Here is a 25,644-nt window from a genome sequence, read left to right on the forward strand (position 1 = left end):
AGGCCAGGCTGCGCCGATGGAATGGCAGACCAACCCCTTGCTGCGGGAGGAGATCGAGGCGCCGCGCCGGGCGCGCCCCGTGATCCCGATGCTTTACCGCTGGTGCCCCTGCGTGGGCATGACCATGCTGATGTGGAAGGGGCAGGCGGTGGGGGCGGTCTATCCGGATGGACGCTACTGGCTGAAGTGGCGGCGCAGGCAGTACGCCGGCACCGCTGCATCGGCGGCCCAGGCCAGACGCTTCATGACCCGCTGGCTCTCCGCGCGTCGCCATGCAGCCCCGCTGCTCGACGAGGACCTGCCACCGCCGGCACTGATGCCGCTCGATACCTTCCTGCGCGAATACGACCACTGAGCCCGGTGGCCATGCAGCCGGGCCGATGCATGGTGCGACCGGGCTTCGGGAAACACCGGCGCGCGGCGCGCATGGTGCCGGCCCTGCATCGGTTCCGCGCGGCGCGGGGCGGTCTGGACGTGACACCGCATCCGCGAACGCCCGCAAACGTCAGATGACGAAGGCCTGCAGCTCGGCCATTTTGCCGTCGCGGAACCGCCAGACATCGCAATAGGCGCGGATGGTCGGAGCACCCTTGTCGTCGCTGTCCTTCAGCTCGCCCAGCGCCACCACATGGTCGGCATCGGCGATCAAGCGGGTGACGGTGAAGTCCGGCGGCGGCGCATAGGCCACCGCCATCCACCGGCGCACCGCGTCCTTGCCCTCCAGCGTCGATTCACCGACCGTCGTCCAACGGATGTCATCGGTGCAATGGCGCAGGAATCCTTCGATGTCGCCGTCTGCGATGGCCGCATTGGCCTGCCGCAGGATTGCCTCCGGTCGCTCCAACATGCTGCTTCTCCTTGCCGGAATGGATGCCCCGCTTTCAGCGCGTCTGCGCGAGGCAGAACTGCAGGATCAGTGCCGACGCGTCCGGGCCCGTGGCGTCGGTATGGCTGCCGGTGGGGTCGCCGCCGCTCCAGGCATGGCCGGCGCCTTCGATCTCGATGTATTCGACCCACTCGCGGCCTTCTTCGTCGCGGTACCCGGTGCGGGTGACATCGCGGCCGCCCATCGTGCTGCGCGTGCTTGTGGCCGGTTGCAATGGGCGCGCGCCGGCACCGGCGGCGATCGCGTCATCGACGATGGCGCGGCCGTTGTCGACGGCGACGGTGCGGTCCGCGGTGCCGTGGATCACGATGGTCGGCACGCGCGTGCCCTGGGCGCCGGAATCGGTCCGGCGCGTGGCGCCGTGTCCCTGCATCGCGGCGAACGCACCGGGCATGTCGCGGGCGGCGGCGAACGGCAGGCCCGAATGCGCGCCGACGGCAGCGAACACGTCCGGATAGGTACGGCCGAGGATCACCGCCATCGCTGCGCCGGCGGACAGGCCGGCCACATACACACGCCGCGGGTCCACGCGATGGCGGCGCGCGATGTCTTCGACGATGCCGGCCAGCACGGCGGGCTCACCGTCGCCGCGCTGCTGGTCCTGGGCACGGAACCAGTTCCAGCAGCGCGAGCCGTTGTCGCGCGCGGTCTGTTCCGGATAGGCCACGAGCACGCCATGGATGTCGGCCAGTGCGTTCATGCGCGTGCCGGTGGCGAAATCGTCGGGCGTCTGGGTGCAGCCGTGCAGCATCACCATCAGGGGCACGCCGTCGCCTGTGGTCTCGTCCAGGCCAGGCGGTACGTACAGCGTGTAGGTGCGCGCGCCGGCCGGGTGCTGGAACGCGATGACGCTCGACGTTCCGCGCCCGCGTGCGGTCTCCGTCTGTTCCCGGGCTGGCTCGCCCCGCGCCTGCGCGGTATCGGTCGGCGCGTCGGCCCGCGCGCCCGTTGCGGGCGCAAGTCCGGCGCTCGCCAGGGCCTCGTCGATGGTCCTGCGGATGGTGGCGGCCGGACTGCCGTCGCCCTCCAGGCCGGCCGAACTCCAGGCGCGCCGCAGGGTGTCCTGCGCCCGCGCGGCCGCGGTCTGCGCCGCTTCGGACGCGGGCCGGATCCTCGACAGCAATGGCGAATCGGGCAAGGCTGCGCCGAAGCGGCGAACGAGCTTCTCGAAGGCTTTCACATTGGCTACCAGGCGGTGGGGAAAGTCCGCTACGGCAGGCTATGCCATCACCCGTGAGTGCGCTGCAGCAACGGAGGCCAGCGGCCGTGTCGGGGCGGTCGATCGCTCCGTATATCCGTCTCCGGGGCGGCACCGCGAGGACTCGCAAAACATGATCGCGCAGCAATTGCGCCACCCCGCCCGACCGCCGGTGACCATCACTGAATTCAGTTAGGATTTCCGGTCTTGGCCGGCGGTACGTCGTGTTGACGGGGCCGCCTCATCTCCAGGCAGGGGTCTTTCATATGTCCGCACTGAATCAACGCACGATCGCGCTCGTCAATGACCGTCAAGCCGTCATCAGCGAGGCATGGCTGGACAATCTCGTCGCCGAGGCGCGCGACGGCCGCACGTCGCGGCAGGAACTCGACGCCCAGGTCCGCGAATTCTGGAAGCTGCTGCTCGAGGCGATTGACGCCGGCGAGCCCCGCGATCTGCAGGGCCGCGAGTGGGCGGATATCCGCAACTTCCTCGAGGACTTCTCGCGCGACCGCGTACTCAAGGGTTTCAACTCGACCGAGACCGCGACCTTCATCTTCTCGCTCAAGCATCCGCTGTTCGAGGCAGTTCAGGCGGGCATGGCCGATGCGCCGCAGCAGCTGGGCCAGGAACTGTGGGCGATCTCGCAGTTGCTCGACGCGCTGGGCCTGTACACGATCACCGCGTTCCAGAAGACCCGCGAGGCGGTGATCCAGCGCCAGCAGGAGGAGATGCTCGAGCTCTCCACCCCGGTGGTGAAGCTGTGGGATGGCGTGCTCGCGCTGCCGATGATCGGCACGCTCGATTCGCAGCGCACCCAGGTGGTGATGGAGTCGCTGTTGCAGCGGATCGTCGAGACCGGCGCGGAAATCGCGATCATCGACATCACAGGCGTGCCCACCGTGGACACCCTGGTCGCCCAGCACCTGCTCAAGACCGTCACCGCGATCCGCCTGATGGGCGCCGACGCGATCATCAGCGGCGTGCGGCCGCAGATCGCCCAGACCATCGTGCACCTCGGCCTGGACCTGCAGGGTATCGTCACGAAGGCCAACTTGGCCGACGCGCTGGCGCTGGCACTCAAGCGCACCGGCGTGACCGTGAACAAGGCGGCCTGAGATGGAGCGCATTCCGATCCTGCAGATGGGTGACATCCTGCTGGTCACCATCCAGGTCGACATGCACGACCAGCTGGCGCTGACCCTGCAGGACGATCTGACCGAACGCATCCGCGCCACGTCCGCGCGCGGCGTGCTGATCGAGATCTCCGCGCTCGACATCGTCGATTCCTTCATCGGCCGGATGATCGACACGATCTCGGCGCTGGCCCGGATCATGGATGCGCGCACCGTGGTGGTGGGCATGCAGCCGGCGGTCGCGATTACGCTGGTGGAGCTGGGCCTCAACCTCGCGGGCGTGCGTACGGCGCTGAATGTCGATCGCGGCATGAAGCTGCTGCAGCAGATCGGCGACACCGACGCATGAACACCAGCGGCCAGTTGCCGGTCCGCACCGAGCAGGACGTCGTGCTGGCGCGCCAGGCGGCGCGCCAGGCGGCGGTCGGCTGCGGCCTGCGCCTGGTCGACCAGACCAAGCTGATCACCGCGGCGAGCGAACTGGCGCGCAACGCGGTGGTGTACGGCGGGGGCGGACTGATGCAGTGGACGATCGTGCAGGACGGGCTGCGCAAGGGCGTGCGCCTGGAATTCACCGACGAAGGACCCGGCATCCCGGACATCGAGCAGGCGCTGACCGACGGCTGGACATCCGGCAAGGGCATGGGGCTGGGGCTGTCGGGCTCCCGCCGGCTGGTCGATGTGTTCGAGCTCGACAGCGCGCCCGGTCGGGGCACGCGCGTGACGATCACGAAATGGGCATAAGTTTTTCCGGCCATATCACGCGTGTCATACCGGTAGAAGAATCGTCGCAGGTGGGGCAGGTGCGGCGCGAGGCGCTCAGCCTGGCGACGCTGGCGGATTTCGACGAGACCGATGCCGGACGCGTGGCGCTGGCCGCCACCGAAATCACTACCAACCTGCTGCGCCACGGGCTGGGCGGGCGCGTGCTGCTGTCGCTGGTGCAGGGCGCGGCGGGCAAGGGCGTAGAGATCTGCAGCGTCGACCGCGGGCCGGGCTTCTCGCTCGCGCGCTGCCTGCCTGACGGCTATTCCACCGGCGGCAGCCAGGGACAGGGGCTGGGCGCGATCCAGCGCCAGGCCACGGTGCTGGACGTGTGGTCCGACGATGCCGGCGCGGTGGTGCTGGCGCGCATCTACGGCGCCCGCGCCAAGGACAACGACCTGCCTTACGGCGCGCTGCGCATCCCGATGCGCCACGAAGTGGTGTGCGGCGACAGCTGGCACCTGGAGTGGAACGGACCGCGGTTGGTCGCCACATTGGTCGACGGCCTCGGCCACGGCCTGCCGGCCAGCGAAGCGTCCCAACTGGGTGTCGCTGCGGCGGCGGATGCAGGCGACATGGCGGCCGAAGACATCATCGGCCGGATGCATGCACGGATGAGCCGCTCGCGCGGCGGCGCCGCGGCGGTGTTCTGCTTCGACGGGGACACCCGGCTGGGGCAGTTCGCCGGTATCGGCAACATTTCGGCCGCGGTGCATGAAGGCGGCGCCTCGCGCGGAATGCCGTCGCATCCGGGTATCGTCGGCGGCAACTACCGCCGCGTGCAGGCCTTCGGGTTCCAGGTTCCCACCGACGCTCTGCTGCTGATGCACAGTGACGGGCTGCAGGCACGCTGGAGCCTCGCCCGGTACGAAGGACTGGCGTATCGGCATCCTGCGCTGGTGGCGGCGGTGCTGCATCGCGATTTCAACCGCGGCCGGGACGACACGGGAATTCTCGCGATCCGCCTGGGAGGACGGGCATGAGCGACATCGAAGGAACCGCCGCCGAGCTGGCCCGGGCGCTCGAAGAGAACGCCGCGCTGCGCGCGGAACTCGACGAAACCAACCAGGGCGTGCTGGCGCTGTACGCCGAGCTCGACCAGCAGGCCGAGCAGCTCAGGGAAGTCTCCGAGCTCAAGAGCCGGTTCCTGTCCTACATGAGCCACGAATTCCGCACGCCGCTGGGTTCGATCCTCAGCATGACCAGGTTGCTCGAGGACGGCCTGGACGGTCCGCTCAATGCCGAACAGCTCAAGCAGGTGCGCTTCATCAATGCCGGCGCGGTGGAGTTGCGCGACATGGTGGATGACCTGCTGGACCTGGCCAAGATCGAGGCCGGCCGCATCTCGATCTCGCCGGCCTGGTTCGATCTGATGGATCTGTTCTCGGCGCTGCGCGGCATGTTCCGGCCGCTGGTCGAGGGCGCGGGCAGCGTGGAGCTGGTGTTCGAGGATCCGCCGTCCCTGCCGATGCTCTACACCGACGACACCAAGCTCGCGCAGATCCTGCGCAACTTCATTTCCAATGCGCTCAAGTTCACCCCGAACGGCAAGGTGACCGTGTCGGCGGGAATGGAGGACGAGGGGCATATCCGCTTCAGCGTGCGCGATACCGGTATCGGCATTCCCGAACACATGCTCGGCGCGCTGTTCGAGGATTTCGTGCAGGTGGATTCGCCGATCCAGAAGCGCCTGCGCGGCACCGGCCTGGGCCTGGCGCTGTGCCGGCGGTTCGCCGAACTGCTCGATGGCTCCGTGGGCGTGCACAGCGAGCTCGGAGAAGGCTCGGAGTTCTACGTGACCCTGCCGATCAAGCTCCAACCGGGGGTATCCGACGATGGCGCCTGACCGTGTGCTGGTGGTGGACGACAACGTCGCCACGCGATATTCCATCCGTCGCGTGCTCGAGTTCCACGGCTGCCAGGTGGACGAAGCGGGTACCGGCACTGAAGGCCTGGCACGGCTGGCAGATGCGGCCTACGACGCGCTGGTGCTGGACGTCAATCTGCCCGACATGAGCGGCTTCGACGTGGTGCGCGCGCTGCGGGCTTCGCCACGCACCGCGTTGCTGCCGGTCGTGCACGTATCGGCGGCATCGATCGCGACCGGTGACCTGATCACCGGCCTGGAGGCGGGCGCGGATGCGTACCTGATCCACCCGGTCGACCGTGACGTGCTGATGGCCACGCTGCGTACGCTGTTGCGCGTGCGCCGGGCCGAGGATGCGCTGCACACGCGCGAGGCCCGCTTCCGCGAGATCTTCGAACATATCGGTGCGCCGATCGCCGCGGTCGCCGCCGACCTCCAGGTGCGCGAGGCCAACGCGGCGTTCAAGGCCCTGATGGACGAGGCCGGCGTGCAGACGCTGTCGGCCCTGTTCGGCGACCAGCCGGTGTCCGAGCTGCAGGACGCGCTGCGCAGCGACGATGGCTGGCGCGGTACCTTCCGGCTGCAGATGCCCGGCGGCGTGCGCGTCACCGAGTGGCGGGTGACCCCCTACAAGGAGCCCGGCGTCGGCCTGCTGTATGTCGACGACCAGACCGAGCAGCACGCACGCGAACAGGCGCAGCGTCGCCAGCTCGATTCGGCCAACAGCGAACTCGCGTTGCAGATCGCCGAGCGCGAGCGCACCGAGATCGAGCTGCAGCAGGCGCTGAAGATGGATTCGCTCGGCAAGCTGACCGGCGGAATCGCGCACGACTTCAACAACATGCTCACCGGCATCATCGGTGCGTTCGACATGATCAGCACCGCGGTCGAGCGCGACCGCCTCGACCGGGTTCCGCGTTATGTGGAGCTGGGCGTGGGCGCCGCGCTGCGGGCGGCCGCGTTGACCCAGCGCATGCTCGCGTTCGCCCGCAAGCAATCGCTCGATGCGGTGGCTTTCGATGTCGGCGCGCGCATCGAGGCGGTGTCGGCGCTGCTCGGCCAGTCGATCGGCGAGAACATCCAGCTGTCGCTGGACATGCCGCAGGCGCCGCTGATCGCGGTCGCCGATCCCAACCAGCTCGACAACGTCGTGCTGAACCTGGCGATCAATGCACGCGATGCGCTCAAGGGCGCGGGACGCATCACGATTGCCGCGCGGCCGGTGTCGCTTGCGCAGTCGGCCGATCTCGAGGCCGGCGAGTACGTCAGCCTGACCGTCACCGACGACGGCCCCGGCATTCCAGCCGAGATCGTGCACAAGGTGTTCGAGCCGTTCTTCACCACCAAGCCGATCGGCGAGGGCACCGGGCTCGGCCTGTCGATGACCTATGGATTCGCCCGCCAGAGTGGCGGCACCGCGCGCATCCGCAGCGTGGTCGACGAGGGCACGACGATCGAAGTGCTGTTGCCCCGCGGCGAGGCGCCGCAGACCGAGCCTGCTGTCGAGCCGCAGGCGCCCGCCGGCGGCGCAGAGCGCATCCTGCTCGTGGATGACGATGAAATGGTGCGCGCGATGGCGATGGAGGCGCTGCTCGATGCGGGTTACGACGTTGTCGCCTGCGCCAACGGCAGCGACGCGCTGGCCGCGGTCGAGGCCGCGGACCGCCCTTTCGATCTGCTGCTGACCGACGTCGGCCTGCCCGGCATCAGCGGCCGGGAACTGGCTGACCGGGTGCTCGAACGCCTGCCCGACATCCGCGTGCTCTTCATCACCGGCTATGCCGAGAACGCGCAGAACCGCCAGAGTTTCCTCGGCAACGGCATGGGCATGCTGCCCAAGCCGTTCAATCTCAAGGAACTGCTGAATGCGGTGCGTGAGAGTTTCCTGATGCTGCGCGGCGTCTGATCGCCCGTCCGCCTGCGGAAGATTCTCCACGTCCCGGAGCTATATATGTTTGCTAGCGCACGCAGGCGGGCACGGTACGGCGCTATCGTCCCGCAATGGAGCGTGCTTCGAATGGATTTCTCGACCAGCTCAGGTTTCTGGTGAGCTCGGGCAATCTGCTGGCGGCGCTGGAGCATCTGAACCTGCAATCGGGACTGCGCTTCACCGCGCTGTACCGCTACGCCGGCGTCGCCACCGGTGATTTCCTGCTTGTGGACCGTGATGATTCCGGTCGCCCGACGGCCGAGTGGATGCAGCGGCACGAACTCTGCCGCAGCTTCGTCGAAGCGATGGCGGACATGCCGGCGGGGGATGACGCATCGCCCGATCTCACCTGCGTGGAGCATCCGCTTGCCGCGCTCGTCCAGGCGTATTGCAGCTTGCCCCTGTGCGTGGAGAGCGGCGCGATCTTCGGCCTGCTCTGCCAGTTCGACATGGCGCCGATCGTGATCCAGCCGTCGACGATCGCCCTGATGCGGGAACTCGCCGCGGCCTTGAATCCAAGATCGGTGCGCGAGGCGCGCAGGACCTATTTCGAGGGGCGGGTCGATCGGCTCTCCGACATGCAGGACCTGATTGCGGCGGCGGCCGACGCCGGCGACGACGCCCGGCAGATGTTCGACAGCTTCGCCGATCCACTGCGGGCCGAGGCGTTCCGCAAACTCGAGCCCGACGACGCGCTGGCCATCGAGGCCAGGATCAGCGCAATCTGGAGCAACGTAGACGCCCGACCCTGAGCCCGGCAGTGCACGGCCTCCGTTGGAGCCGGTTCGGGTACCGCGTGCTGGAGCAATGCGGAGTTGCGTACAGCGCATCTGGCGGCGGACACGGTGGGTCCGGGACCAGTGCCCACACGAACGCCCGTTGGCTCAGGGCGCGATCGCGCCTTCGATCGAGTCGTCCAGCGTCTTGCCGACCGCGGCACCGATCATCATCTTCGTCGCGGCGACGAAGTCGCCATGCTTGTTGTCCCAGTAATAGCCGTCGGTCGGCGTCACCTTGATCACGGTGATACGCGGGTCGTCCTTGCCCTCGGTGAACCATGTTTTCACGATCGGGTTCCAGAGTTCCTCGATACGGTCGCGGTCGCGACTGATCGTCGCCGTGCCATGGAGGGCCAGAAACCCGGAGTGCCTGGAGGACTGCAGGAACAGGCGCACCGCAGGGTCGGCTGCGATCTCGGCGTTCTTGTGGCTGTCGGCCGCGCTGAGGAACCACAGCGCACCGGTTTCGTCGGCCTTTTTGATCGACATCGGACGCGTACCGCCGGTCGGGCTGTCGGCCAGCGCAGTGGTGCAGAAGAAGCACGAGTCCGCATCGTCGGACATGTCCTGGATTCGCGCCACGGCGTCGGCTGCCGAGAGATCCTGGCGATTGTGCTCGGGCTGGTCACGGTTGATCGAATCCATCGGAATCTCCGTAAGGGAAAAATCGGCCGCTGCGCGCCATCTCCGACGCGCAGCGGGAAAACACGGTACTGCTCAGGGTGCGTTGTTGCCCTGACTGCTGCGCATGCTGCCCTGCGGGTTGCCGGCGGATGCATCGGAGATATCGCTCACCAGTCGCTGGGCCGTGCCCTCGCTGCGGTCATTGCCGAGTGGCGCGCTGTTCGCCTGCTTGCGCTGCAGGGCCTGGTAGGCGAAGTAACCGACTGCGCCAACGGCTGCCATCTTGAAAAGTCCCATGCATCTGTCTCCTGTGGTGGTGGGTGAAAAGAAGAGTTCAGTCGGGCGTCCCGGGCGAGACTTCGTCGCCGGGGACGTCGGTGGTGGCTGGGTTGGCTTCCGGCCGAGGAGCGCCGGTCTGGCCCGCCTGCCGGCGCTCGCGACCTTGGGCCTGGTCGGAACGGGTAACGTCGGTATCGCGGTCGGGTGACGTGTTGTGGCTCATGCGGGTCCGCCTTCGCTGGAGGGCGTACGCTGCGCTGGAGGCCGTGAACTCCGGGCGAGGTGGCGGCATTCATGCGCAGCTTCGCGGAGATTCCGGACCGACCAGCTTCACCCCCGGCGCCATCGCTGCGCCGTCAGCCGTACATGAGATTGCCGGAGCAGAAGACGGGTCTACGCGCAGGGGCGAGGACTGGAAGACAGGCGCACCAGGTCGGCTGCATGGCCATCCGAAGCCGAGCGAGCTGGCCTGTTGCGGCGCGCCGCCACGTCGACCCGGATGCGTATTCATGCGCTCCGGCGCACGTCGGCACCGCCGCCTTCCGCAGGGCGTGGGCGAGGCTGGAGCCCCAACATCGCACCGATCGGGGCCCCGTCGGCGCCGGGCACGCGCCCGCCGAGGACTGCGCCGCAGCGAGCCGCTGCGGCGCCGATCCCAGCGATCAGCTCTCGCCGAAGCTCCGGCTCGACTGCGGGCTGCCCCCCACGTCGGCATCGTCGTCGATCATGTCCCGGGCGAGCGGGTCGCCATGGGGCGTCGTGCGCTCGCCTTCGTCTGCGAGCGGGGCACGAGAGCTCATACGTTCGTTGGAGTCGCGCTCACGCGAGTCGCCGATGGCTGCGTTGTCCGTGTCCTTGTCGCGCGACCCGCCCTGTGCGGTGCGCTTGGAGAAGGCCTTGTAGGCAAAATAGCTCAGCGCACCGGCGGCGACGATCCTCAGAATCTTCATGGCAGAAATCCGCATGGGAAAGGGGCGTCAGGTTTAGAGCGCGGCGGGTGAGCCATGCGTGACTTTCGCCGGGGGTGCTCCCACAGGCGGGGGGCCAGCAGAACCCGGGTTCATCCGTTCCGCTCGCCAGGATGCGCAGGAGCCCATGGGCGCGCGCGCGACACGACCGCGCCGGCCGGCGCGCTGCCTAGCGCTTGCTCGCGAGCACGCCGTCGAGCGCGAGTTCGCTGCGCAGCCCCGCCTTTTCCAGGCGGCGCGCGACCTCGCGCGGCACGTCACGGCCGCTGGTGAGCCGGTTCGGCGCGCCGGTGTAATGGAACAGCCGGCCGCCACGACGCAGGACGCGGGCAAGCTGGTCGTAGAAGGCCTGCGAGTACAGCTCACCGGCGATGCCGAAGCGCGGCGGATCATGCAGCACGGCATCGACGCTGGCATCGGCGATGCCGAGGATCGCCTGCGAGACATCGCCGTGCGTGAGCTCGAGGCGTCCTGCGGTTTCGGCAGCGTCCGGATCTGGTGACCACGGGTTGAGCGTGCGCAGCCACAGCACGTCCTCGTTCTTCTCGAACGAGCGGATGCGGGTGACGCCAGACTCCAGGCAACATGCGGCGAAGTAGCCCAGTCCGCCGCAGGTGTCGAGCACCGTCTTGCCGCGCGGCGCCACCAGTGCGACCTTCTGCCGGGCATCGTCCATCGGCGAAATCCGCGCCGACACCAGCATCTTGATGCCGTCGATCTCGAAGGTCGGCGGGCCCCAGTCGGTGGGTACGAGCTTGATCAGTGACCGGCCGTAGCGCGAGACGGAGGCCCACTCATCTCCCTCGCGCACGTAGATCGTGCGCTCCTTGAGCGCGCCGGGCCAGGGCTGCGGGGTGCCGTTCCAGAGCCAGTGGTCGGGCGTCAAGGTCACGGTGGTGGTCGTGCGCCCCAGGTCCAGCGAACCCGTCCAGGCGGAGTGCCCGTCACCCTGGGCCGCGCGCATCGCCTCGACGGTCGCACGGGTCAGCAAGGGGCGGGGGACGTGGGGCATGAGGGGTGGGGCGTACGCGGCGGCGCATCGTAACCTGCGCCCCGCGCATCCGCCCACAGAAACAGGTTGGCACTCGGGAGAGGGCGGCATCGCATTCATCACAGCCGTAAACCTCGCTTGAACGGAAACCGCGCGAATGCGTGGAGGCCATGTGAAGGTTTGTGTGCGCTTCAGGTGCGGCCGTCTCTACTGCGCCCCCGACGCCCGCTGGGTGTCGGGACATTTCCCCCGCAGATGCGCCCCCGCGCATCCAAGACCAGAAAGGATAGCCCCCCGATGAAGAAGCTTCTGATTCCCGCCGCGATTGCGGCCGCGCTGTGCGCGCCGAGCGCGTTCGCCCAGAGCACCGCCGGCGACACCTATCGCCCGGACCTGCAGGTCGGTGAAGGCAACGCTTTCGTGGCCGGCAACGTGGGCCGCACCGATGGCGGTACCGCCGGCCGCTTCGGCACCGGTGATTTCAACGTGTTCGAGAGCCGCGACGGCCGCAAGACCGGCTACGGCCTGGTCGGCGGTTACCGCTGGAAGCTCTCGCAGAACTTCGGCCTGGGTGTCGAGGGTGGTTACACGGATCTGGGCAACATCGAAGTCCGCAACATCGACAACGGCGACGACGTGAACCAGCGCAGCGACCGCAACGCGCTGCGCGGCTGGCAGGTCGGCGGCAACGCCCGCCTCAACGTGACGCCGGAGTGGTACATCAGCGGCCGCGGCGGCTTCTTCCGCGCGTCCGACAACAATATCGAGTACTACAACTCGGTCGGCCAGGATCTCGGTCTGGAAAGCGGCGGCAGCGACGGCCGCAACAGCTGGTACGCGGGTATCGGCACCGGCTGGAACGCCACCGAGAACTTCAGCATCGGTGTCCACTACGACTACTACCGCGCCAAGTCGGGCGATGTGCGTGATCCGGTCAGCGGTGTGCGTTTCGAAGGTCCCAAGCGCTCGACCGCGCTGCTCGGCCTGACCGCGGAATACGCGTTCTGATCGACGTGTTCGCGCGTGCGTGACCGAACGGGCGCCGCAAGGCGCCCGTTCTTGCTTCTGCGCTGGCGGGTCGTCGAGCCTGCACCGTGCAGGAGGGACTTCGCCTCCGCCCGGGAAGGCGAACCAGTCTGTCGCGTCCGCGGGAGATGTGGCGCAGCGCTGGACCCGCGCGGCGCTGGCATCATCGGCGCATGTCGCCGTTGACCCTCGACCAGCTCCGTCGCTATGCCCTGGCGCGTTCGCTGTTCAAGCCGACCACGTTGATGCGCGCGATCGAGCGGGTCGGCTTCGTCCAGGCCGATCCGATCCGTGCACCGGCACGCGCGCAGGATCTGAGCCTGCGCCACCGCGTGATCGGCTATCGCGCCGGGGATCTGGAGCGGCGCTACCCGCGGCTGCCGCTGGAAGAGGACTTCTTCGTCAACTACGGATTCCTTCACCGCACGCACCAGGCGCTGATGCACCCGCGCATCGCCCGGGAGGACTGGACGGCCGCGCGTCGACGGCAGGCGCAGGCGGTCCTTGCGTTCGTTGCCGAACGTGGCAGCGCACATCCGCGCGAGGTCGACGCGCACTTCGCGCACGGCAAGGTCGTCAACTGGTTCGGCGGCTCGTCCAATGCCAGCACGCGACTGCTCGATGACATGCACTACCGCGGCCTGTTGCGCGTGGCGCGCCGGCACAACGGCACACGCGTCTATGCGGTCCGCGCACCGTTGCCGGCGCCAGCCGATCCCGACGCCGTCGCATTCCGCATGGACGCGCTGTTGGACCTGCTGGTGCGCACTTACGCGCCGCTGCCCGAGGCCAGCCTGCGGCAGCTGATGGCGTATCTGGCACGCGGCGTCCCGCAATGGCGCGATGCACGCGCCGCGGCGCTGGACCGCGCCCGCGCGCGCCTGGACGGGGCACGGATCGATGGCGTCGATTGGCTCTGGCCCGCCGGCGAGACGCCGCGCACCAGACGCTGGCGGGCCGACGCCGCAGTGCGCTTGCTGACGCCGTTCGATCCGGTGGTCTGGGACCGTCGCCGGTTCGAACTGTTCTGGGGCTGGCGCTACCGCTTCGAGGCCTACACACCCGCACCGGAGCGACGGCTGGGCTATTACGCACTGCCGCTGCTGTGGGGTGAGCGGGTGATCGGCTGGGGCAACCTGGCGGTCGTCGGCGGCGCGCTGTCGGTGGAGTTGGGTTACGTGGAAGGCCGGCCGCCACGCGACCCGGTATTCGCCGAGGGGCTGGCGCAGGAGCTGGACCGCATGCGTCTGTTCCTGGGTTCGAAGTGAAGGGGCTGCGCGCGCCTCACTGCTTCTCGCCGACCCACACCTGCATCTCCACCGTCTGCAGCAGCCCGTAGTTGGTCAGGAACGCCACGTCGGCGGCATCGCGTCCGTAGGCGATGACGATGCGTCCACCGCGCGGCGCGTCCTGGGTCGCATCGAAGGTGTACCAGCGGTCATCGAGGTAAGCCTCGAACCAGGCATGCAGATCCATCGGCTCGAGGCCGTACAGATAGCCGACCACCATGCGGGCGGGAATGCGCAGGCTGCGGCACAGGGTGATGCCGACGTGCGCGTAGTCGCGGCACACACCGGCGCCGTGGGCGATGGTGTCGAGTGCATCGGTGGTCGCGTCACTGACGCCGTACCGGTAGGCGATGTGCCGGCGGATCCACGCCACGATGGCGCCGACCTGGCCGCTGCGCGGCCCCGCCTGATCGACGATCTCCTGCGCGCGCTCGAATGCACGATCGCTCGGGCAGTAACGGCTCGGCAGCAGGTACTGCAGGGTGTGGCCGGGCAGCGACGCCGGCGCCATCGGCGCCGACCACGGCGCCACCGCGATGCTGCGCTCGGTCTCGACCTCCAGTTCGGTGCGGATGCGCATCCGCCCGCTGGGCACGACGAAGCGCTGGCACAGGTTGCCGAAGGAATCCACGAACTCCGTCGGGCGCACGTGGGGGTCGAATGCGTAGTGCTCGCTGACCAGCCACTGGGCGTCGCCACTGCGGGGCCGGAGCATCGCGACGACCGCGCAATCGACATCCGCCTCGACGATGAGCTCGCAGCCGGCCAGCAGGCGCATCGTGAGTCCTTGGATAGCAAGAGCGGGGGCGTATCGTGGCGATCATCGCGTGTAGCGGGTGTCGCTGTCGCCACCCGCGCGTGATTCGGGCGCCGGTGTGCGGGTAACGCATGGGCGGCGCTGCGCGCCCGGGCTGCGGATTCACGGCCATGCGACGTGCGCGGCGCGAGCGTAGCGGGCCCCCAGCCAGGAGCATCCGCGATGAATCAGCCCGCGCAGCAGCAGGACGTCCCAGGTGTCGAGAAGAAACTCGATCCCCAGGCCGACCATGGCGAGCAGAGCTACCGCGGCAGTGGCCGCCTCGAAGGCAAGGTCGCCATCATCACCGGTGGCGACAGCGGTATCGGTCGCGCGGTGGCGATCGCCTATGCGCGCGAAGGGGCCGACGTGCTGGTGAGTTATCTCAACGAGGACGAGGACGCGCGCGAGACCAGGCGCTGGGTGGAGCAGGCCGGGCGACGCTGCGAGCTGTTGCCGGGTGACATCGCCGACCCGGCGCATTGCCGGGCGATCGTGCAGAAGGCCGTCGATGCGTTCGGCCGTCTAGACATCCTGGTCAACAATGCGGCCTATCAGATGAGCTACGACTCGCTCGACGAGATTCCCGACGACAAGTGGGATTACACCTTCCAGGTCAATGTCACCGCGATGTTCCACCTGTGCAAGGCCGCGGTGCCGCACATGAAGCCCGGCGCCTCGATCATCAACACCAGCTCGATCAATTCCGACAAGCCCAACCCCACACTGCTGCCCTATGCGGCGACCAAGGGTGCGATCGCCAATTTCAGCGCGGGTCTGGCGCAGTTGCTGGCCGACAAGGGCATCCGGGTCAATTCGGTGGCGCCGGGTCCGATCTGGACCCCGCTGATCCCGGCGACCCTGTCCCCCGATGCGGTCGCCTCCTTCGGCAAGCAGACCCCTCTCAAGCGTCCCGGCCAGCCGGCCGAGTGCGCGCCGATCTATGTGCTGCTGGCCTCCGACGAAGGCAGCTACATGACTGGCGGCCGCTACGCCGTCACTGGCGGGATGCCGATCCTGTAGCCCACTGACCGCGGCCGCGTTTCTTCACTTCGGCGTGGCGCGGTCGCGGGCATATCCCCTCACACCCTGCACTCCGCAGGCGGGAGAGACCCATGGACAAGAACCGCACAGAAGGCGCCAAGAACCAGGTCAAGGGCGCTGCGAAGGAAGTGGCTGGCAAGGTCACCGGCAATACGTCGAAAGAAGTCGCCGGCAAGGTCCAGAAAACGGCCGGCAAGGCGCAGAGCGCGGTCGGCAAGGCCAGCGACGACGCGCGCAAGAAGCGTTGAACTTGGCGCAGGATGCGTCGGATGGGCGGCTTCGGCCGCCCTTTTCCGTTCTAGGGCGCCGTCAGCCGTTCCAGCGTATCCAGGAAGAGGAACGCCGCGTCGCGCGAGTCCCCGCACATGTCGGGCGCCGGGCGCAGCGATGCGCAGAATGCAGGCCGTTCGGCCCGGCCGAAAAGACGGCAGCGCAGGTGCTCGTCGAGCTGCACGCAGGGCACCCCCGCCGGCTTGCCCTGCGGCATGCCGGGGATCGGCGAGGTGATCGACGGCGCGATGCAGCAGGCGGCGCAGAGGTGCCGGCAGTCCACCGGCCTAGCGCCCGCAGGGCAGTAACGCGCCGCCCGTCAGGCGGCGCGGGCTGACGCAGGGCATCGACACGGACGCGGCATCCACGAAGCCTAGTCGGCCGTGGTCAGCGAGATGTTCCGCGCCTGCAGTGCATCGAACACGGCATCGGTTTCCGGGCGTACGCCATGCCACAACTCGAAGCTCTCGGCCGCCTGTTCGACCAGCATGCCCAGACCGTCGATCACTCCCTGGCAGCCGTGCGCGCGCGCCCACGCCAGGAACGGCACCGCCGCTTCCCCGTAGCTGAGGTCGACCGCATCGGTGCGCATGCCCACGAGCGAGCGCGGCAGTGCCGGCACGCTGCCATCGCGGCCTGCCGAAGTCGCGTTGATGATCAGCTCGAACTCGCCCATCTCGCCGAGCTGTTCGAAATAGCGCGGATGCACCACGCCGGGCTCGCCGAGCGCGTCGGCCAGTGCGTCGGCGCGCGCGGGCGTGCGGTTGACCACGTAGAGCTCGGAGACCCCTGCGTCGAGCAGCGCGGGTGCCACGCTCCTTGCCGCGCCGCCTGCGCCGATCAGCAGGGTGCGACGCCCGCGCAGGTCGAGGCTGCGGCGGTCGGTCAGGTCGCGGACCAGGCCGACGCCGTCGGTCGTGTCGCCATGCCAGGTCTCCCCGCGGCGCACGAGCGTATTGACCGCACCGGCGCGCGTGGCCCGCTCGCTGCGCGTCGAGGCCAGGTCGTAGGCGAGCGTCTTCAGCGGCAGGGTGATGTTGGCCCCGGTTCCGCCCGCGGCGGCGAAGGCCGCCAGCGCGTCGGCAAAGGTCGCCGGCGGCGCGTCGATCGCCTCGTACACCAGGTCGATGCCGGTCTGCCGGCCGAACGCCTGATGGATGCGGGGTGACAGGGAGTGTGCGACCGGATGGCCGAACACGGCGTAGCGGGCGGTCGACATGGAAGCCTCGGTGGCGGGCGCGCCGGACTGGCGTGCCGACAAGTCTAGTGGGGGGGCGGACACGGGGCGTGCAGGCAGGCCTGCCTCACCGGACCAGACGCCGGGGTATGGCAAAAAAATGGCGGCGGCATGCCCTATCGGGGCAGAAAGTTGTGTAGAACGTCAGAGCCGGAGCGTGGCGCGTCAGGTTGTGCCGCCACCGGGGGAGAAGACGCTGGGGTCGATCGTTCGACGGCGGCGTCGTCTGGGTCAGGAAGGTCCATCCACGAGGGAACATCCGCATGTCACGCATCCGAAAGGTGGGAGCGGCGTCCGCGCTGCTCGGCCTCGCTGTCGTCGCGGTCGCCAGTACCGCGCTTCCGTCCCGTGTCCCGGCCCTCGGGAATGCGGTCGATTCCGCCAAGGCCAGTATCGGTGCCCTGCTGGGCGGCACGTCGCCGGTCGACACGCGCGGCGCTGCAACCGTCACCCGCGGTGGCGGCACGGGCGCGCCGGCTGAACCCGGGGTCGCGCAGCCGGGTACGCCCGAGCGCTACATCGTCGTATTCGAAGAGCCGGCACTGGCCGCCTACAAGGGCGGCCTCGGCGGGCTGGCCGCACCCGCGCGGCGTGCCGACGCACGCGGCAAGTCGCGGCTGGACGTCAGGAGCGCCAGCGCGCGCAGCTACGTCAGCTACCTGCAGGGACGCCAGTCCGACCTCGTGGGGGCGATGGCCCTGCGCGTCGGCCGTCCGCTCGACGTCGAGCGGCGCATGCAGCACGCGGTCAACGGCGTCGTCGTCGAGTTGACCGCGACCGAGGCCGCCAGGATCGAGAAGCTCGACGATGTCCGCCTGGTCGAGGCCTATCGCGAGTACACGCTCGATACCGATACCGGTCCGCGCCTGATCGGCGCCGAGGCGGTCTGGGATGGCAGCTGGACCGGGGCAACCGGCCAGTTCCAGGGCGAGGGCATCGTCTACGGCATCCTCGATTCGGGCATCAACTTCGGCTCGCCCTCGTTCGCGGCGGTGGATCCGATCGACGGCTACCAGCACGTCAATCCGCTGGGCGCCGGCACCTATCTGGGCAGCTGCGCGGCCGGCGGTGTCGACGCGGGACGTTGCAACGACAAGCTCATCGGTGGCTACGACTTCGTCTGCGAAGCGCCGGGCAACACCTGCGGCAACTCCAGCTTCCGCGAGGAGCGCGGGTTCGGCGACACCAACGGCCACGGCACGCACGTGGCCTCGACCGTCGCCGGCAATCGCCGCGACGTGTCCTATCGCGGCAACACGCGTCGCATTTCGGGCGTGGCGCCGCGCGGCAACCTCGTCGCCTACGACATCTGCTACACCAACATCGCCACCGGCCAGGGCCAGTGCCCGAACGTCGCCGCGGTCGCGGCGATCAACCAGGCGATCGCCGACGGGGTAGTGGATGTCCTCAACTACTCGATCAGTGGCGGCGCCCAGCCCTGGACCGAAGTCGTCTCGCTGGCGTTCCTCAATGCGACCGATGCCGGCATCTACGTCGCGTCCTCGGCAGGCAACAGCGGCCCGGGGCCGAACACCATGGGGCATCTGGAACCATGGGTCTCCTCGACGGCAGCGGCGCAGCACGGCCGCGGCTCGTTCGCACTCGCCCTCGAGGTGACCGGTCCGGGCAACGTGCCCGAGCAGCTGCGTCCGGTGCTGGTCGACGAGGGCTCGGGCGGCGTGGCGTTCAATGCGACGATTCCGGGCAATACGCCGCTGCGGGTCAGCGCAACGCTCGATAGCGTCGACGACGGCTGCAACGGGTTCCCGGCCGGCAGCTTCCAGGGCGCGATCGCGGTGGTCCGCCGCGGCACCTGCTCGTTCGTGATCAAGGCCGACAATGCCCGCAACGCCGGCGCGATCGCGGTGGTGATCGCCAACAACGCCGCCGGCGCCATCATTCCGTCGGTGCCCGGCGCCACGATTCCGGTGTTCGGCATGCCCCAGGCCGATGCCGACGTACTGCGCGACTTCGTGCGGGCCAACCCGACTGCGACGGCCAGCGTGCTGTACCCGCCGATCGCGCTGCCCAACACCGCCGACGCGCTCGGCGCCTTCAGCTCGCGCGGCCCCGCAGGCACGTTCAACCTGGTCAAGCCCGACATCACCGCCCCCGGCGTGAGCATCCTCGCGGCCTACGCCGGAGCCACGATCACCGGCTTCGAGAGCCTGGTGGAGTCGATCAACGGCACCTCGATGGCATCGCCGCACCAGGCCGGCGCCGCCGGTCTGATCCGTCAGGCGCGGCCGGGCTGGTCCGTCCCCGAGATCAAGTCGGCGCTGGCGATGACCGCCAAGACCGAAGTGTTCAAGGAGGATTCGGTCACCCCGGCGACGCCGTTCGACAAGGGCAGCGGCCGGGTCCAGGTGGACCGCGCGATCAACGCCGGCCTGGTGATGCACGAAACGACCGCGAACTACCGCGCGGCCGATCCGGCGTTGGGTGGTGACGAGTCGGCGCTCAACCAGCCGAGCATCGCCAACCGCAGTTGCTACAGCAGCTGCAGCTTCGTGCGCACCTTCCGCAACCCGCACGGCAGCGCGTCGAGCTGGCGCATCAGCTTCAGCGGCGTCAACGCGACGGCGACGCCGTCGACGCTCAAGGTGCCTGCGGGCGGTACGGCCTCCGTCCGCATCACGGTCAACACCCGCGATGTGGCCGCCAACGGCAGCTGGAGCTTCGGCGAGATGCGGCTCGAGTCCAGCGGCCCGATCCTGGGCGTGCAGCGCACGCCGCTGACGCTGCCGATCGCCATCGCGGTCCAGGCGCCGGTGGTCAAGCTGCCCGAGTCGATTTCGCTGGCCCTTGCGGCCGGCCGCAGCGGGACCGCGACCGGTTCGGTGGCCAACGTCGGCGGCTCGCCGCTGGCCTACAGCGTCGCCAACACCGGCGCCGGCAGCCTGGCGCTTGTCGATCGCCTGCGTGGCACCCTGACCAACGGCTATCGCGGCATCTACCGCTCCGATGCCGGCAGCCCGGTGGCGCAGATGGTGGCCGACGATTTCGTCGTCGAATCGCCGACGCGGCTGACGGCGATCCTCAACGAGGGCTTTGCGGTCGGTGGCACGTTCACTGCCACCCAGGTGGGCTGGGCGATCTTCGCCGATGCCAATGGCGTGCCCGCCGGCAACCCGGTGACCACGCCCGGCGCCGCGGTGTGGCGTTTCCTCGGTGCGCCGAACGCCCCGGGGGTGCAGGTCTCGGGCACCAACCTCGGCTTCAACTTCGGTGCCGCGGGCCAGGACGTCGTGCTGCAGCCGGGCCGGTACTGGCTGGTCGCCTATACCCGCGGGCCCTATGCCTCGAGCTGGGCGTGGTACGCATCGCCGGCGGGTAACGGCAGCTTCGCGTTCATCGAGATCGCCTCGACTGGCGCGGGCAGCTGGTCGCTGTTGAACAACTACGCGGGGCTGTCGGTGCAGGTGCGTGGCGAGGTGGCATGCGGCGCGCCGTGGATGGGTGCCGTCACCCCGGCCTCGGGCACGGTGCAGGCCGGTGCGGTCCAGGCCAACCGCGTCTCGCTCAGCGCGGCGGGGCTGTCGCCCGGGCGCCACGTCGGTCACTTGTGCGTGAGCAGCAATGATCCGGCGACGCCGAAGGCGGCTGCGCCGGTGGTGCTGACAGTGAACTGACCGGGCGCAATCGCACGACGGGAACGCCCGGGCTTGCCCGGGCGTTCTTTTTTGGGCACCGGCCCGACTGCAAGCCGAAGGCCCTTGCCCGGCTGGCGGTGGCGCCGGGCCGCCGCGGACCTTCAGTCGGTCCCGGCCACGCAGGGCGACGGGCATTGCCCGGCGCTTTCGGGCCCGCTGCCGCTGATGCGTCCAGCGCCGGCGCCGGACGCCTGCGGGTGCTCAGCCTTCGCGCAGCCAGCGCGCCGCGTCGAGCGCGAAGTAGGTCAGTACGCCATCGGCGCCGGCGCGCTTGAACCCAAGCAGGGCCTCGAGCACGCATCTGCGCTCGTCCAGCCAGCCATTGGCCGCGGCGGCCTTGAGCATCGCGTACTCGCCGCTCACCTGGTACGCGAACACCGGCACGCCGAATTCGTCCTTGGCGCGACGCACGATGTCCAGGTACGGCATGCCCGGTTTGACCATGACCATGTCGGCGCCCTCGTCGAGATCCTGCGCGATCTCGCGCATGGCCTCGTCGGCATTGCCGGGATCCATCTGGTAGGTCGACTTGTCCGCCTTGCCGAGTGCGCCGGCCGAACCGACCGCGTCGCGGAACGGGCCGTAGAACGCGCTGGCGTATTTGGCCGCGTAGGCGAGGATGCGCGTATGCACATGACCGTCGGCCTCGAGCGCCTCGCGGATCGCCCGCACCCGGCCGTCCATCATGTCGCTGGGCGCCACGACATCGGCCCCGGCGCGTGCGTGGCTCAGCGCCTGGCGCACGAGCGCCTCGACGGTGATGTCGTTGACCACGTAGCCGACGTCGTCGGTGATGCCGTCCTGGCCGTGCGAGGTATAGGGGTCGAGGGCGACGTCGGTGATCACGCCCAGGCCGGGGAAGCGCGATTTCAGTGCCCGCACCGCGCGCTGGCACAGGCCTTCGTCGTCCCAGGCGGCCGCGGCGTCGAGCGATTTCGCGTCCGGGGCAGTGACCGGAAACAGGGCGATCGCCGGAATGCGCAGTTCGCTCGCGGTCTCGGCCACGCGCAGGAGTTCGTCGATCGACAGGCGCTCCACGCCCGGCATCGACGGCACCGCGGCGCGGCCCCGGGCCTCGTGCACGAACACCGGATAGATCAGGTCGTCGACGGTCAGCGTGGACTCGCGCATGAGCCTGCGCGAGAAGTCGTCGCGGCGCATCCGCCGCATGCGGGTATCGGGTCGGGTCATGGCGCGAATTCTACGCGTGCGCCCGCCGGCCGGCCTGCGGCGCGGGGTCGCAGGCGGGCGCTGCAGGACGCGGCGTCGCGCCGGTCACGGGCCACCCGGCGACCGCTTGCGCAGGGCGCAGGCGGTCGAGACGACGTTCGCCAACCCTGGCGCGGCCGCGCGCCAGCCTCAGCCGGCGTCGTGGACGCCGTCGATCTCCAGCGCGAGCTCCCGCCGGCAGATCGCCGCATGCAGCAGCAGGCGCGGCAGGCGATCGCCGTAGCGGGTTTCGAACGCCTCCGCGACCGCCGGCAGGTCGCTGGCATCGCGCACGTACACCTTGAGCCGCGAACCGGGGCCGAATTCGGCCGGCAGTTCCGGGCGGTGCCGCCGCGCCGAGGCGATCAAGGCATCGAAATTGGCGAAGGTCTCGTCGAGCTGGGCGAGCAACTCGCCTTCGTGCTGCGAGGCATGGCCGACCACGCTGGCGGTGCCCGACAGCATCAGCGGCATCTCGCTGCCGGCCGGCGGCAGCATCGCGCGGGCGAAGCTCGGCGCCTGCGGCCCGTACTGGCGCGGGTAGCGGTAGGCGCTGACCTGGCGAGGGTTTTCGACCGGCGTACCCGGCAGGCGCCCGGCCAGCCAGTAGACCTGGATCCGGCGATCGGCGTCGCAACGGCCGATCGCGGTCGCGGCGGGCAGCTGGGAGGTGTCGAACGCCCCCAGCCCGCGCGCCCGGCCCACGCAGAACTGGCGGTAGCGCTCGCTGTCGCCGTCCCCATGGGTGATCGCGTCGAGGTAGTTCCAGATCCGCAGCAGGTGCGGGAATTCCCCGGCGCCGATGAAATCGGTCAGCTCGCGGTAGGCCTGCTCGGCGGCGAGCAGGATGCCGGAGTGGTCGCCCTCGCCGGTGTGGCCCTCGGGTTCGTCGACCTCGATCGCGCCGAAGATCAGTTCCCCATCGGTCGACCAGGCGATGTTGCCGTCACGGCCGTGCCGCACCGGCGCCTGGCCGCGCCAGACTTCGAGCAGCGAGGCCCCGAAAGGCTGCAGCGGCACGCGCAGCCAGCGCGGGTCGTCGATGGCCGGGGCCGCGTCGCCGAACCCGAACACGGCGAGGACATCGGCCTGCGCCAGCAAGCTCTCCGGCGACACGCCGTCGACGTAATCGACGCGCAGGCGGGGCAGCGGCGGCACGGGATGCGTGGCGGGACGGTTCATGGGTTGCCCTCGTGCAGAGTCTCGCCGCGGAAGCCGGCCAGCCCCTGGCGGCGGCGGATCAGCCAGCCGTGCAGCGCCCGGGGGGCGATCGCGATGGCGTTCATGGCGTAGATCATGCGGAACAGGTAAAGGCGCCAGCGGACCGCGTCATTGTCGAAGACATCGCCCGCCAGCATCGAAATCACCGCCTGCTCCACCTGCAGGGCGTTGCGCGGCGCCGCGAACAGGCGTTGCATGACCGGCGTGTTGAAGCGGTGGATGAACCAGGTGAAATGGCGCAGGCCGCGCCGCAGCTGCGCCTGCATCGCGCGCTGCAGCGAGGCCTCGCGCTCGGGCGCGTGCAGCGCCGCATCGACCAGCGCGGCGCCGCGGCGCGCGCTGTCCATCGCCAGGAATACGCCCGACGAGAAGATCGGATCGATGAAGGTGTAGGCATCGCCGACCAGCAGCCAGCCCGGGCCGCACATGCGGGTCGCGCCGTACGAATAGTTGCCGGTGGCGTGCACGGGCGCGATGCGCTCGGCCGCCTGCATGCGCGCCCGGACCGCGGGGATGCCCTGCAGCGTGCGCATCAGCAGCGCTTCGTTGTCGAGACGCTCCGGGCCTGCGCCACGCTGTTTGAGGTAGTCGGGAAAACACACCGCGCCGACGCTCATCACGTCGTCGGGCAGCGGAATCATCCACATCCAGCCGGACGCGAAACGGGCGATGGTGATGTTGCCGGCGTCCGCGCCGGGCTGCCGGCGCACGCCGCGGAAATGGCTGAAGAGCGCCGCCGACTGGTGGGTGCGGCTGCGGCGCTTGGTGCCGAGCTTCGAGGCCAGGAAGGTGTCGCGGCCGCTCGCGTCGATCACGTAGCGCGGGGCAAAGCGCAGGCGCGTGCCGTCGTGCGTCGCCGCCTCGACCCGCGCGGGGCGACCGTCGTCGCCGAAGACGACGTCGGTGACCCGGGTCCGCTGGTGCGCCTCCACGCCGTTTCGCTGCGCATGCGCAAACAGCAACTGGTCGAACTGGTCGCGGCGCACGTGCACGGCGAAGTCCGATTTCGGATCGAGCGCGCGGGTGAAGTGGAACACATGGCTGCGGCCCGTCTCGCCCGGCATCGGGAAGTCGGCGCCGGCCTTGAGCACGCCGATCGCGCGGACCTCGTCGAGCACGCCCAGCTCGTCGAGGATGGGCATGTTCATCGGCAGCAGCGATTCGCCGATGTGGAACCGCGGGTGGGCGTCCTTCTCGAGCATCACCACCGAATGCCCGGCGCGGGCGAGCAGGGTGGCCGCGGTGCTGCCGGCCGGACCGCCGCCGATGACCACCACGTCGATGTCGCGCAGATCGGCATCGGCAGTGGAAGCAGGGGCTGCAGCGTGCGGCGTCGGTGTCATCCAGCTGGAATGGGCGGCGAACAGGCGCGCATCATAGCGGAAGCGCCGCGGCGCCCGGCCCGCCCTTGCGCCCGCGGGGCCGATGCCGGATCGTTGCAGCCCTGTCACCCCACGGAAGTCCCGATGTCCGCACAAACCGAAGCCGAACGCGCGCTGGCCGACCTGCTGGTCGAGAGCCTGAACCTCGAGGACGTGCAAGCGGCCGACATCGATCCCGAGGCTCCGCTGTTCAATGCCGGCCTCGGCCTGGACTCGATCGACGCGCTGGAACTCGCGCTGGCGATCAGCAAGCGCTACGGCTTCCAGCTGCGCTCCGACAACGACGAGAACCGCAAGATCTTCGCCTCGCTGCGCGCCCTGTCGGCGCACGTCGAGCAGCACCGCACCACTTGATCCTGCTGCTGCAACTGCTGCTGGGGCTCGGCTACACGGCCCTGGCGCACCTGGCCAGTCTCCGGCATCACGACGGTCTCGCCCTCGGCGCCCTCGCGGCGTTGATCGCGATGCTGGTCGTCGAGCCGCTGCTGGCGCGCCGGCCCTGGGCCTTCGTCGCCTTGCCGCTGCTTGCCTGGGGCGCTTGGGCGCTCTACGCCGCAGGCCATGCGGCCCTGCCGCTGCTGCTGGTGCCGGTGGTGTTCGTGGTCGGCATCGCCTGGATCTTCGCGCGCACCTTGCGGCCCGGCCGCACGGCGCTGATCACCCGCATCGTGATCGGCATCGAAGGCCATGCTGATGCGACCGAACTGGCGCCCGACCTGCTGCGCTACACCCGCGGCCTGACCGCCGCCTGGGCCGCCGTGCTGCTGGGCATGGCCGGCGGCAACCTGCTGCTCGCCCTGCTGGCCAGCCCGGCCGGCCTGCTCGAAAGTCTCGGCGTGCCGTCGCCGCTGCCGATCAGCCAGGCGCAGTGGTCGTGGTGGGCGAACCTGTTGAACTACGGCGTGATCGGCGGCTTCTTCGTCATCGAGTTCGCGATCCGGAAACGGCGTTTCCCGGGCCGATATCACGGATTTTTCGATTTTCTGCGCAAGCTGGCCGATCTCGGCCCGACGTTCTGGCGCGACCTGCTGCGCTGAAGGCCGCTCCGCCCCCATCGGCTTGCTGAACGGACCTGCCGCGATCAGCGCGCGTCA

28 protein-coding genes are annotated in these 25,644 nt (G+C 69.3%); 15 read left to right on the plus strand and 13 right to left on the minus strand.

The annotated features are described in order from the left end of the window. Positions 1-16 precede the first annotated feature (16 nt). Complete coding sequence (locus tag CNR27_RS03920; RefSeq protein ID WP_096297024.1) at positions 17-355, plus strand: hypothetical protein; 339 nt, start codon at positions 17-19, stop codon at positions 353-355. Between the two features lie 150 nt (positions 356-505). On the opposite strand, the gene CNR27_RS03925 is transcribed toward CNR27_RS03920, so the two are convergent. Both CNR27_RS03925 and CNR27_RS03930 read right to left on the minus strand, forming a co-directional pair. Next, positions 506-847 carry a nuclear transport factor 2 family protein gene (locus CNR27_RS03925; RefSeq protein ID WP_096297025.1) on the minus strand — a complete coding sequence of 114 codons (342 nt, stop codon included), beginning with the start codon at positions 845-847 and terminating at the stop codon, positions 506-508. Positions 848-881: 34 nt separating this feature from the next. Beyond that, positions 882-2,066 carry an extracellular catalytic domain type 1 short-chain-length polyhydroxyalkanoate depolymerase gene (locus tag CNR27_RS03930; RefSeq protein WP_179948218.1) on the minus strand — a complete coding sequence of 395 codons (1,185 nt, stop codon included), beginning with the start codon at positions 2,064-2,066 and terminating at the stop codon, positions 882-884. A gap of 284 nt (positions 2,067-2,350) precedes the next feature. Here CNR27_RS03930 and CNR27_RS03935 point away from each other — a divergent pair, with 284 nt between their 5' ends. The 7 genes from CNR27_RS03935 (at position 2,351) to CNR27_RS03965 (ending at position 8,534) form a co-directional block, all read left to right on the plus strand. Beyond that, positions 2,351-3,202: an STAS domain-containing protein gene (locus CNR27_RS03935; RefSeq protein ID WP_096297027.1), complete on the plus strand. Its 852-nt coding sequence runs from the start codon at positions 2,351-2,353 to the stop codon at positions 3,200-3,202. Position 3,203: 1 nt separating this feature from the next. Next, complete coding sequence (locus CNR27_RS03940) at positions 3,204-3,569, plus strand: STAS domain-containing protein (protein WP_096297028.1); 366 nt, start codon at positions 3,204-3,206, stop codon at positions 3,567-3,569. Then, positions 3,566-3,964 carry an anti-sigma regulatory factor gene (locus tag CNR27_RS03945; RefSeq protein WP_096297029.1) on the plus strand — a complete coding sequence of 133 codons (399 nt, stop codon included), beginning with the start codon at positions 3,566-3,568 and terminating at the stop codon, positions 3,962-3,964. The genes CNR27_RS03940 and CNR27_RS03945 overlap by 4 nt, the downstream gene beginning before the upstream one ends. After that, a complete protein-coding gene (locus tag CNR27_RS03950; protein ID WP_096297030.1) occupies positions 3,955-4,968 on the plus strand; it encodes an ATP-binding protein in 1,014 nt (337 codons plus the stop codon). The genes CNR27_RS03945 and CNR27_RS03950 overlap by 10 nt, the downstream gene beginning before the upstream one ends. Next, on the plus strand, positions 4,965-5,831 hold the full coding sequence (locus CNR27_RS03955; protein ID WP_096297031.1) for a sensor histidine kinase: 867 nt from the start codon (positions 4,965-4,967) through the stop codon (positions 5,829-5,831). The genes CNR27_RS03950 and CNR27_RS03955 overlap by 4 nt, the downstream gene beginning before the upstream one ends. Beyond that, a complete protein-coding gene (locus tag CNR27_RS03960) occupies positions 5,821-7,758 on the plus strand; it encodes a response regulator (RefSeq protein ID WP_096297032.1) in 1,938 nt (645 codons plus the stop codon). The genes CNR27_RS03955 and CNR27_RS03960 overlap by 11 nt, the downstream gene beginning before the upstream one ends. A gap of 95 nt (positions 7,759-7,853) precedes the next feature. Next, positions 7,854-8,534 (plus strand): hypothetical protein, encoded by a 681-nt coding sequence (locus tag CNR27_RS03965; RefSeq protein ID WP_096297033.1) that lies wholly within the window; start codon positions 7,854-7,856, stop codon positions 8,532-8,534. A gap of 132 nt (positions 8,535-8,666) precedes the next feature. Here CNR27_RS03965 and CNR27_RS03970 read toward each other — a convergent pair whose 3' ends face one another. The 5 genes from CNR27_RS03970 to CNR27_RS03985 all read right to left on the minus strand — a co-directional run bounded on the left by CNR27_RS03970 (position 8,667) and on the right by CNR27_RS03985 (position 11,444). Continuing rightward, a complete protein-coding gene (locus CNR27_RS03970; protein ID WP_096297034.1) occupies positions 8,667-9,206 on the minus strand; it encodes a pyridoxamine 5'-phosphate oxidase family protein in 540 nt (179 codons plus the stop codon). A gap of 72 nt (positions 9,207-9,278) precedes the next feature. Continuing rightward, entirely contained in the window at positions 9,279-9,482 is a 204-nt protein-coding gene (locus CNR27_RS03975) for a hypothetical protein (RefSeq protein ID WP_096297035.1), read from the minus strand. Between the two features lie 37 nt (positions 9,483-9,519). Further along, positions 9,520-9,687, minus strand: coding sequence for a hypothetical protein (locus CNR27_RS15175; protein ID WP_157745252.1), 168 nt, complete (start codon positions 9,685-9,687; stop codon positions 9,520-9,522). A gap of 439 nt (positions 9,688-10,126) precedes the next feature. After that, on the minus strand, positions 10,127-10,414 hold the full coding sequence (locus CNR27_RS03980; RefSeq protein ID WP_096297036.1) for a hypothetical protein: 288 nt from the start codon (positions 10,412-10,414) through the stop codon (positions 10,127-10,129). A gap of 187 nt (positions 10,415-10,601) precedes the next feature. Continuing rightward, entirely contained in the window at positions 10,602-11,444 is an 843-nt protein-coding gene (locus tag CNR27_RS03985; protein WP_096297037.1) for a class I SAM-dependent methyltransferase, read from the minus strand. Positions 11,445-11,720: 276 nt separating this feature from the next. Here CNR27_RS03985 and CNR27_RS03990 point away from each other — a divergent pair, with 276 nt between their 5' ends. Together CNR27_RS03990 and CNR27_RS03995 are read left to right on the plus strand one after the other, a co-directional pair. Then, complete coding sequence (locus CNR27_RS03990; protein ID WP_157745254.1) at positions 11,721-12,431, plus strand: outer membrane protein; 711 nt, start codon at positions 11,721-11,723, stop codon at positions 12,429-12,431. Between the two features lie 191 nt (positions 12,432-12,622). After that, positions 12,623-13,717 (plus strand): DNA glycosylase AlkZ-like family protein, encoded by a 1,095-nt coding sequence (locus CNR27_RS03995; protein ID WP_096297039.1) that lies wholly within the window; start codon positions 12,623-12,625, stop codon positions 13,715-13,717. A 16-nt stretch (positions 13,718-13,733) separates the two neighbouring features. Here CNR27_RS03995 and CNR27_RS04000 read toward each other — a convergent pair whose 3' ends face one another. Beyond that, a complete protein-coding gene (locus tag CNR27_RS04000; RefSeq protein ID WP_096297040.1) occupies positions 13,734-14,516 on the minus strand; it encodes a transglutaminase domain-containing protein in 783 nt (260 codons plus the stop codon). A gap of 201 nt (positions 14,517-14,717) precedes the next feature. Between CNR27_RS04000 and CNR27_RS04005 the strand changes: the two genes are divergently transcribed. Both CNR27_RS04005 and CNR27_RS04010 read left to right on the plus strand, forming a co-directional pair. Next, on the plus strand, positions 14,718-15,557 hold the full coding sequence (locus CNR27_RS04005; protein WP_096297041.1) for an SDR family oxidoreductase: 840 nt from the start codon (positions 14,718-14,720) through the stop codon (positions 15,555-15,557). Positions 15,558-15,649: 92 nt separating this feature from the next. Next, positions 15,650-15,826, plus strand: coding sequence for a CsbD family protein (locus CNR27_RS04010; protein WP_096297042.1), 177 nt, complete (start codon positions 15,650-15,652; stop codon positions 15,824-15,826). Between the two features lie 50 nt (positions 15,827-15,876). Here CNR27_RS04010 and CNR27_RS04015 read toward each other — a convergent pair whose 3' ends face one another. Both CNR27_RS04015 and aroE read right to left on the minus strand, forming a co-directional pair. Beyond that, positions 15,877-16,131, minus strand: a complete 255-nt coding sequence (locus tag CNR27_RS04015) for a YkgJ family cysteine cluster protein (RefSeq protein WP_096297043.1) — start codon at positions 16,129-16,131, stop codon at positions 15,877-15,879. A gap of 90 nt (positions 16,132-16,221) precedes the next feature. Continuing rightward, positions 16,222-17,067 carry a shikimate dehydrogenase gene (aroE, locus tag CNR27_RS04020; protein WP_096297044.1) on the minus strand — a complete coding sequence of 282 codons (846 nt, stop codon included), beginning with the start codon at positions 17,065-17,067 and terminating at the stop codon, positions 16,222-16,224. Between the two features lie 281 nt (positions 17,068-17,348). On the opposite strand from aroE, the gene CNR27_RS04025 reads away from it, so the two are divergent. Further along, a complete protein-coding gene (locus tag CNR27_RS04025) occupies positions 17,349-20,717 on the plus strand; it encodes a S8 family serine peptidase (RefSeq protein WP_096297045.1) in 3,369 nt (1,122 codons plus the stop codon). Between the two features lie 222 nt (positions 20,718-20,939). Here CNR27_RS04025 and hemB read toward each other — a convergent pair whose 3' ends face one another. The 3 genes from hemB to CNR27_RS04040 form a co-directional block, all read right to left on the minus strand. Continuing rightward, entirely contained in the window at positions 20,940-21,929 is a 990-nt protein-coding gene (hemB, locus tag CNR27_RS04030) for a porphobilinogen synthase (protein WP_096297046.1), read from the minus strand. A gap of 168 nt (positions 21,930-22,097) precedes the next feature. Next, entirely contained in the window at positions 22,098-23,129 is a 1,032-nt protein-coding gene (locus CNR27_RS04035) for a chorismate transformation FkbO/Hyg5 family protein (protein ID WP_179948219.1), read from the minus strand. Then, positions 23,126-24,511: an NAD(P)/FAD-dependent oxidoreductase gene (locus CNR27_RS04040; RefSeq protein ID WP_096297047.1), complete on the minus strand. Its 1,386-nt coding sequence runs from the start codon at positions 24,509-24,511 to the stop codon at positions 23,126-23,128. The genes CNR27_RS04035 and CNR27_RS04040 overlap by 4 nt, the downstream gene beginning before the upstream one ends. Positions 24,512-24,634: 123 nt before the next feature. On the opposite strand from CNR27_RS04040, the gene CNR27_RS04045 reads away from it, so the two are divergent. Next, a complete protein-coding gene (locus CNR27_RS04045) occupies positions 24,635-24,904 on the plus strand; it encodes a phosphopantetheine-binding protein (RefSeq protein ID WP_055251389.1) in 270 nt (89 codons plus the stop codon). Beyond that, a complete protein-coding gene (locus tag CNR27_RS04050) occupies positions 24,904-25,587 on the plus strand; it encodes a COG4648 family protein (RefSeq protein ID WP_096300264.1) in 684 nt (227 codons plus the stop codon). Before CNR27_RS04045 ends, CNR27_RS04050 begins: the two co-directional genes overlap by 1 nt. Positions 25,588-25,644: the final 57 nt, after the last annotated feature.

Source organism: Luteimonas chenhongjianii, from assembly GCF_002327105.1.
In the GTDB taxonomy this organism is placed as follows: Bacteria; Pseudomonadota; Gammaproteobacteria; order Xanthomonadales; family Xanthomonadaceae; genus Luteimonas; species Luteimonas chenhongjianii.

Coding starts and splice junctions, on each gene's coding strand:
- CNR27_RS03940 (WP_096297028.1), top strand. CDS start 3,204: ATGGAGCGCATTCCGATCCTGCAGATGGGTGACATCCTGCTGGTCACC.
- CNR27_RS03985 (WP_096297037.1), bottom strand. CDS start 11,444: ATGCCCCACGTCCCCCGCCCCTTGCTGACCCGTGCGACCGTCGAGGCG.
- aroE (WP_096297044.1), bottom strand. CDS start 17,067: ATGTCGACCGCCCGCTACGCCGTGTTCGGCCATCCGGTCGCACACTCC.
- CNR27_RS04040 (WP_096297047.1), bottom strand. CDS start 24,511: ATGACACCGACGCCGCACGCTGCAGCCCCTGCTTCCACTGCCGATGCC.
- CNR27_RS04045 (WP_055251389.1), top strand. CDS start 24,635: ATGTCCGCACAAACCGAAGCCGAACGCGCGCTGGCCGACCTGCTGGTC.
- CNR27_RS03970 (WP_096297034.1), bottom strand. CDS start 9,206: ATGGATTCGATCAACCGTGACCAGCCCGAGCACAATCGCCAGGATCTC.
- CNR27_RS03975 (WP_096297035.1), bottom strand. CDS start 9,482: ATGGGACTTTTCAAGATGGCAGCCGTTGGCGCAGTCGGTTACTTCGCC.
- CNR27_RS03920 (WP_096297024.1), top strand. CDS start 17: ATGGAATGGCAGACCAACCCCTTGCTGCGGGAGGAGATCGAGGCGCCG.
- hemB (WP_096297046.1), bottom strand. CDS start 21,929: ATGACCCGACCCGATACCCGCATGCGGCGGATGCGCCGCGACGACTTC.
- CNR27_RS15175 (WP_157745252.1), bottom strand. CDS start 9,687: ATGAGCCACAACACGTCACCCGACCGCGATACCGACGTTACCCGTTCC.
- CNR27_RS03945 (WP_096297029.1), top strand. CDS start 3,566: ATGAACACCAGCGGCCAGTTGCCGGTCCGCACCGAGCAGGACGTCGTG.
- CNR27_RS03995 (WP_096297039.1), top strand. CDS start 12,623: ATGTCGCCGTTGACCCTCGACCAGCTCCGTCGCTATGCCCTGGCGCGT.
- CNR27_RS04010 (WP_096297042.1), top strand. CDS start 15,650: ATGGACAAGAACCGCACAGAAGGCGCCAAGAACCAGGTCAAGGGCGCT.
- CNR27_RS03990 (WP_157745254.1), top strand. CDS start 11,721: ATGAAGAAGCTTCTGATTCCCGCCGCGATTGCGGCCGCGCTGTGCGCG.
- CNR27_RS04000 (WP_096297040.1), bottom strand. CDS start 14,516: ATGCGCCTGCTGGCCGGCTGCGAGCTCATCGTCGAGGCGGATGTCGAT.
- CNR27_RS03925 (WP_096297025.1), bottom strand. CDS start 847: ATGTTGGAGCGACCGGAGGCAATCCTGCGGCAGGCCAATGCGGCCATC.
- CNR27_RS04035 (WP_179948219.1), bottom strand. CDS start 23,129: ATGAACCGTCCCGCCACGCATCCCGTGCCGCCGCTGCCCCGCCTGCGC.
- CNR27_RS03980 (WP_096297036.1), bottom strand. CDS start 10,414: ATGAAGATTCTGAGGATCGTCGCCGCCGGTGCGCTGAGCTATTTTGCC.
- CNR27_RS03960 (WP_096297032.1), top strand. CDS start 5,821: ATGGCGCCTGACCGTGTGCTGGTGGTGGACGACAACGTCGCCACGCGA.
- CNR27_RS03950 (WP_096297030.1), top strand. CDS start 3,955: ATGGGCATAAGTTTTTCCGGCCATATCACGCGTGTCATACCGGTAGAA.
- CNR27_RS03935 (WP_096297027.1), top strand. CDS start 2,351: ATGTCCGCACTGAATCAACGCACGATCGCGCTCGTCAATGACCGTCAA.
- CNR27_RS04025 (WP_096297045.1), top strand. CDS start 17,349: ATGTCACGCATCCGAAAGGTGGGAGCGGCGTCCGCGCTGCTCGGCCTC.
- CNR27_RS04005 (WP_096297041.1), top strand. CDS start 14,718: ATGAATCAGCCCGCGCAGCAGCAGGACGTCCCAGGTGTCGAGAAGAAA.
- CNR27_RS03965 (WP_096297033.1), top strand. CDS start 7,854: ATGGAGCGTGCTTCGAATGGATTTCTCGACCAGCTCAGGTTTCTGGTG.
- CNR27_RS03955 (WP_096297031.1), top strand. CDS start 4,965: ATGAGCGACATCGAAGGAACCGCCGCCGAGCTGGCCCGGGCGCTCGAA.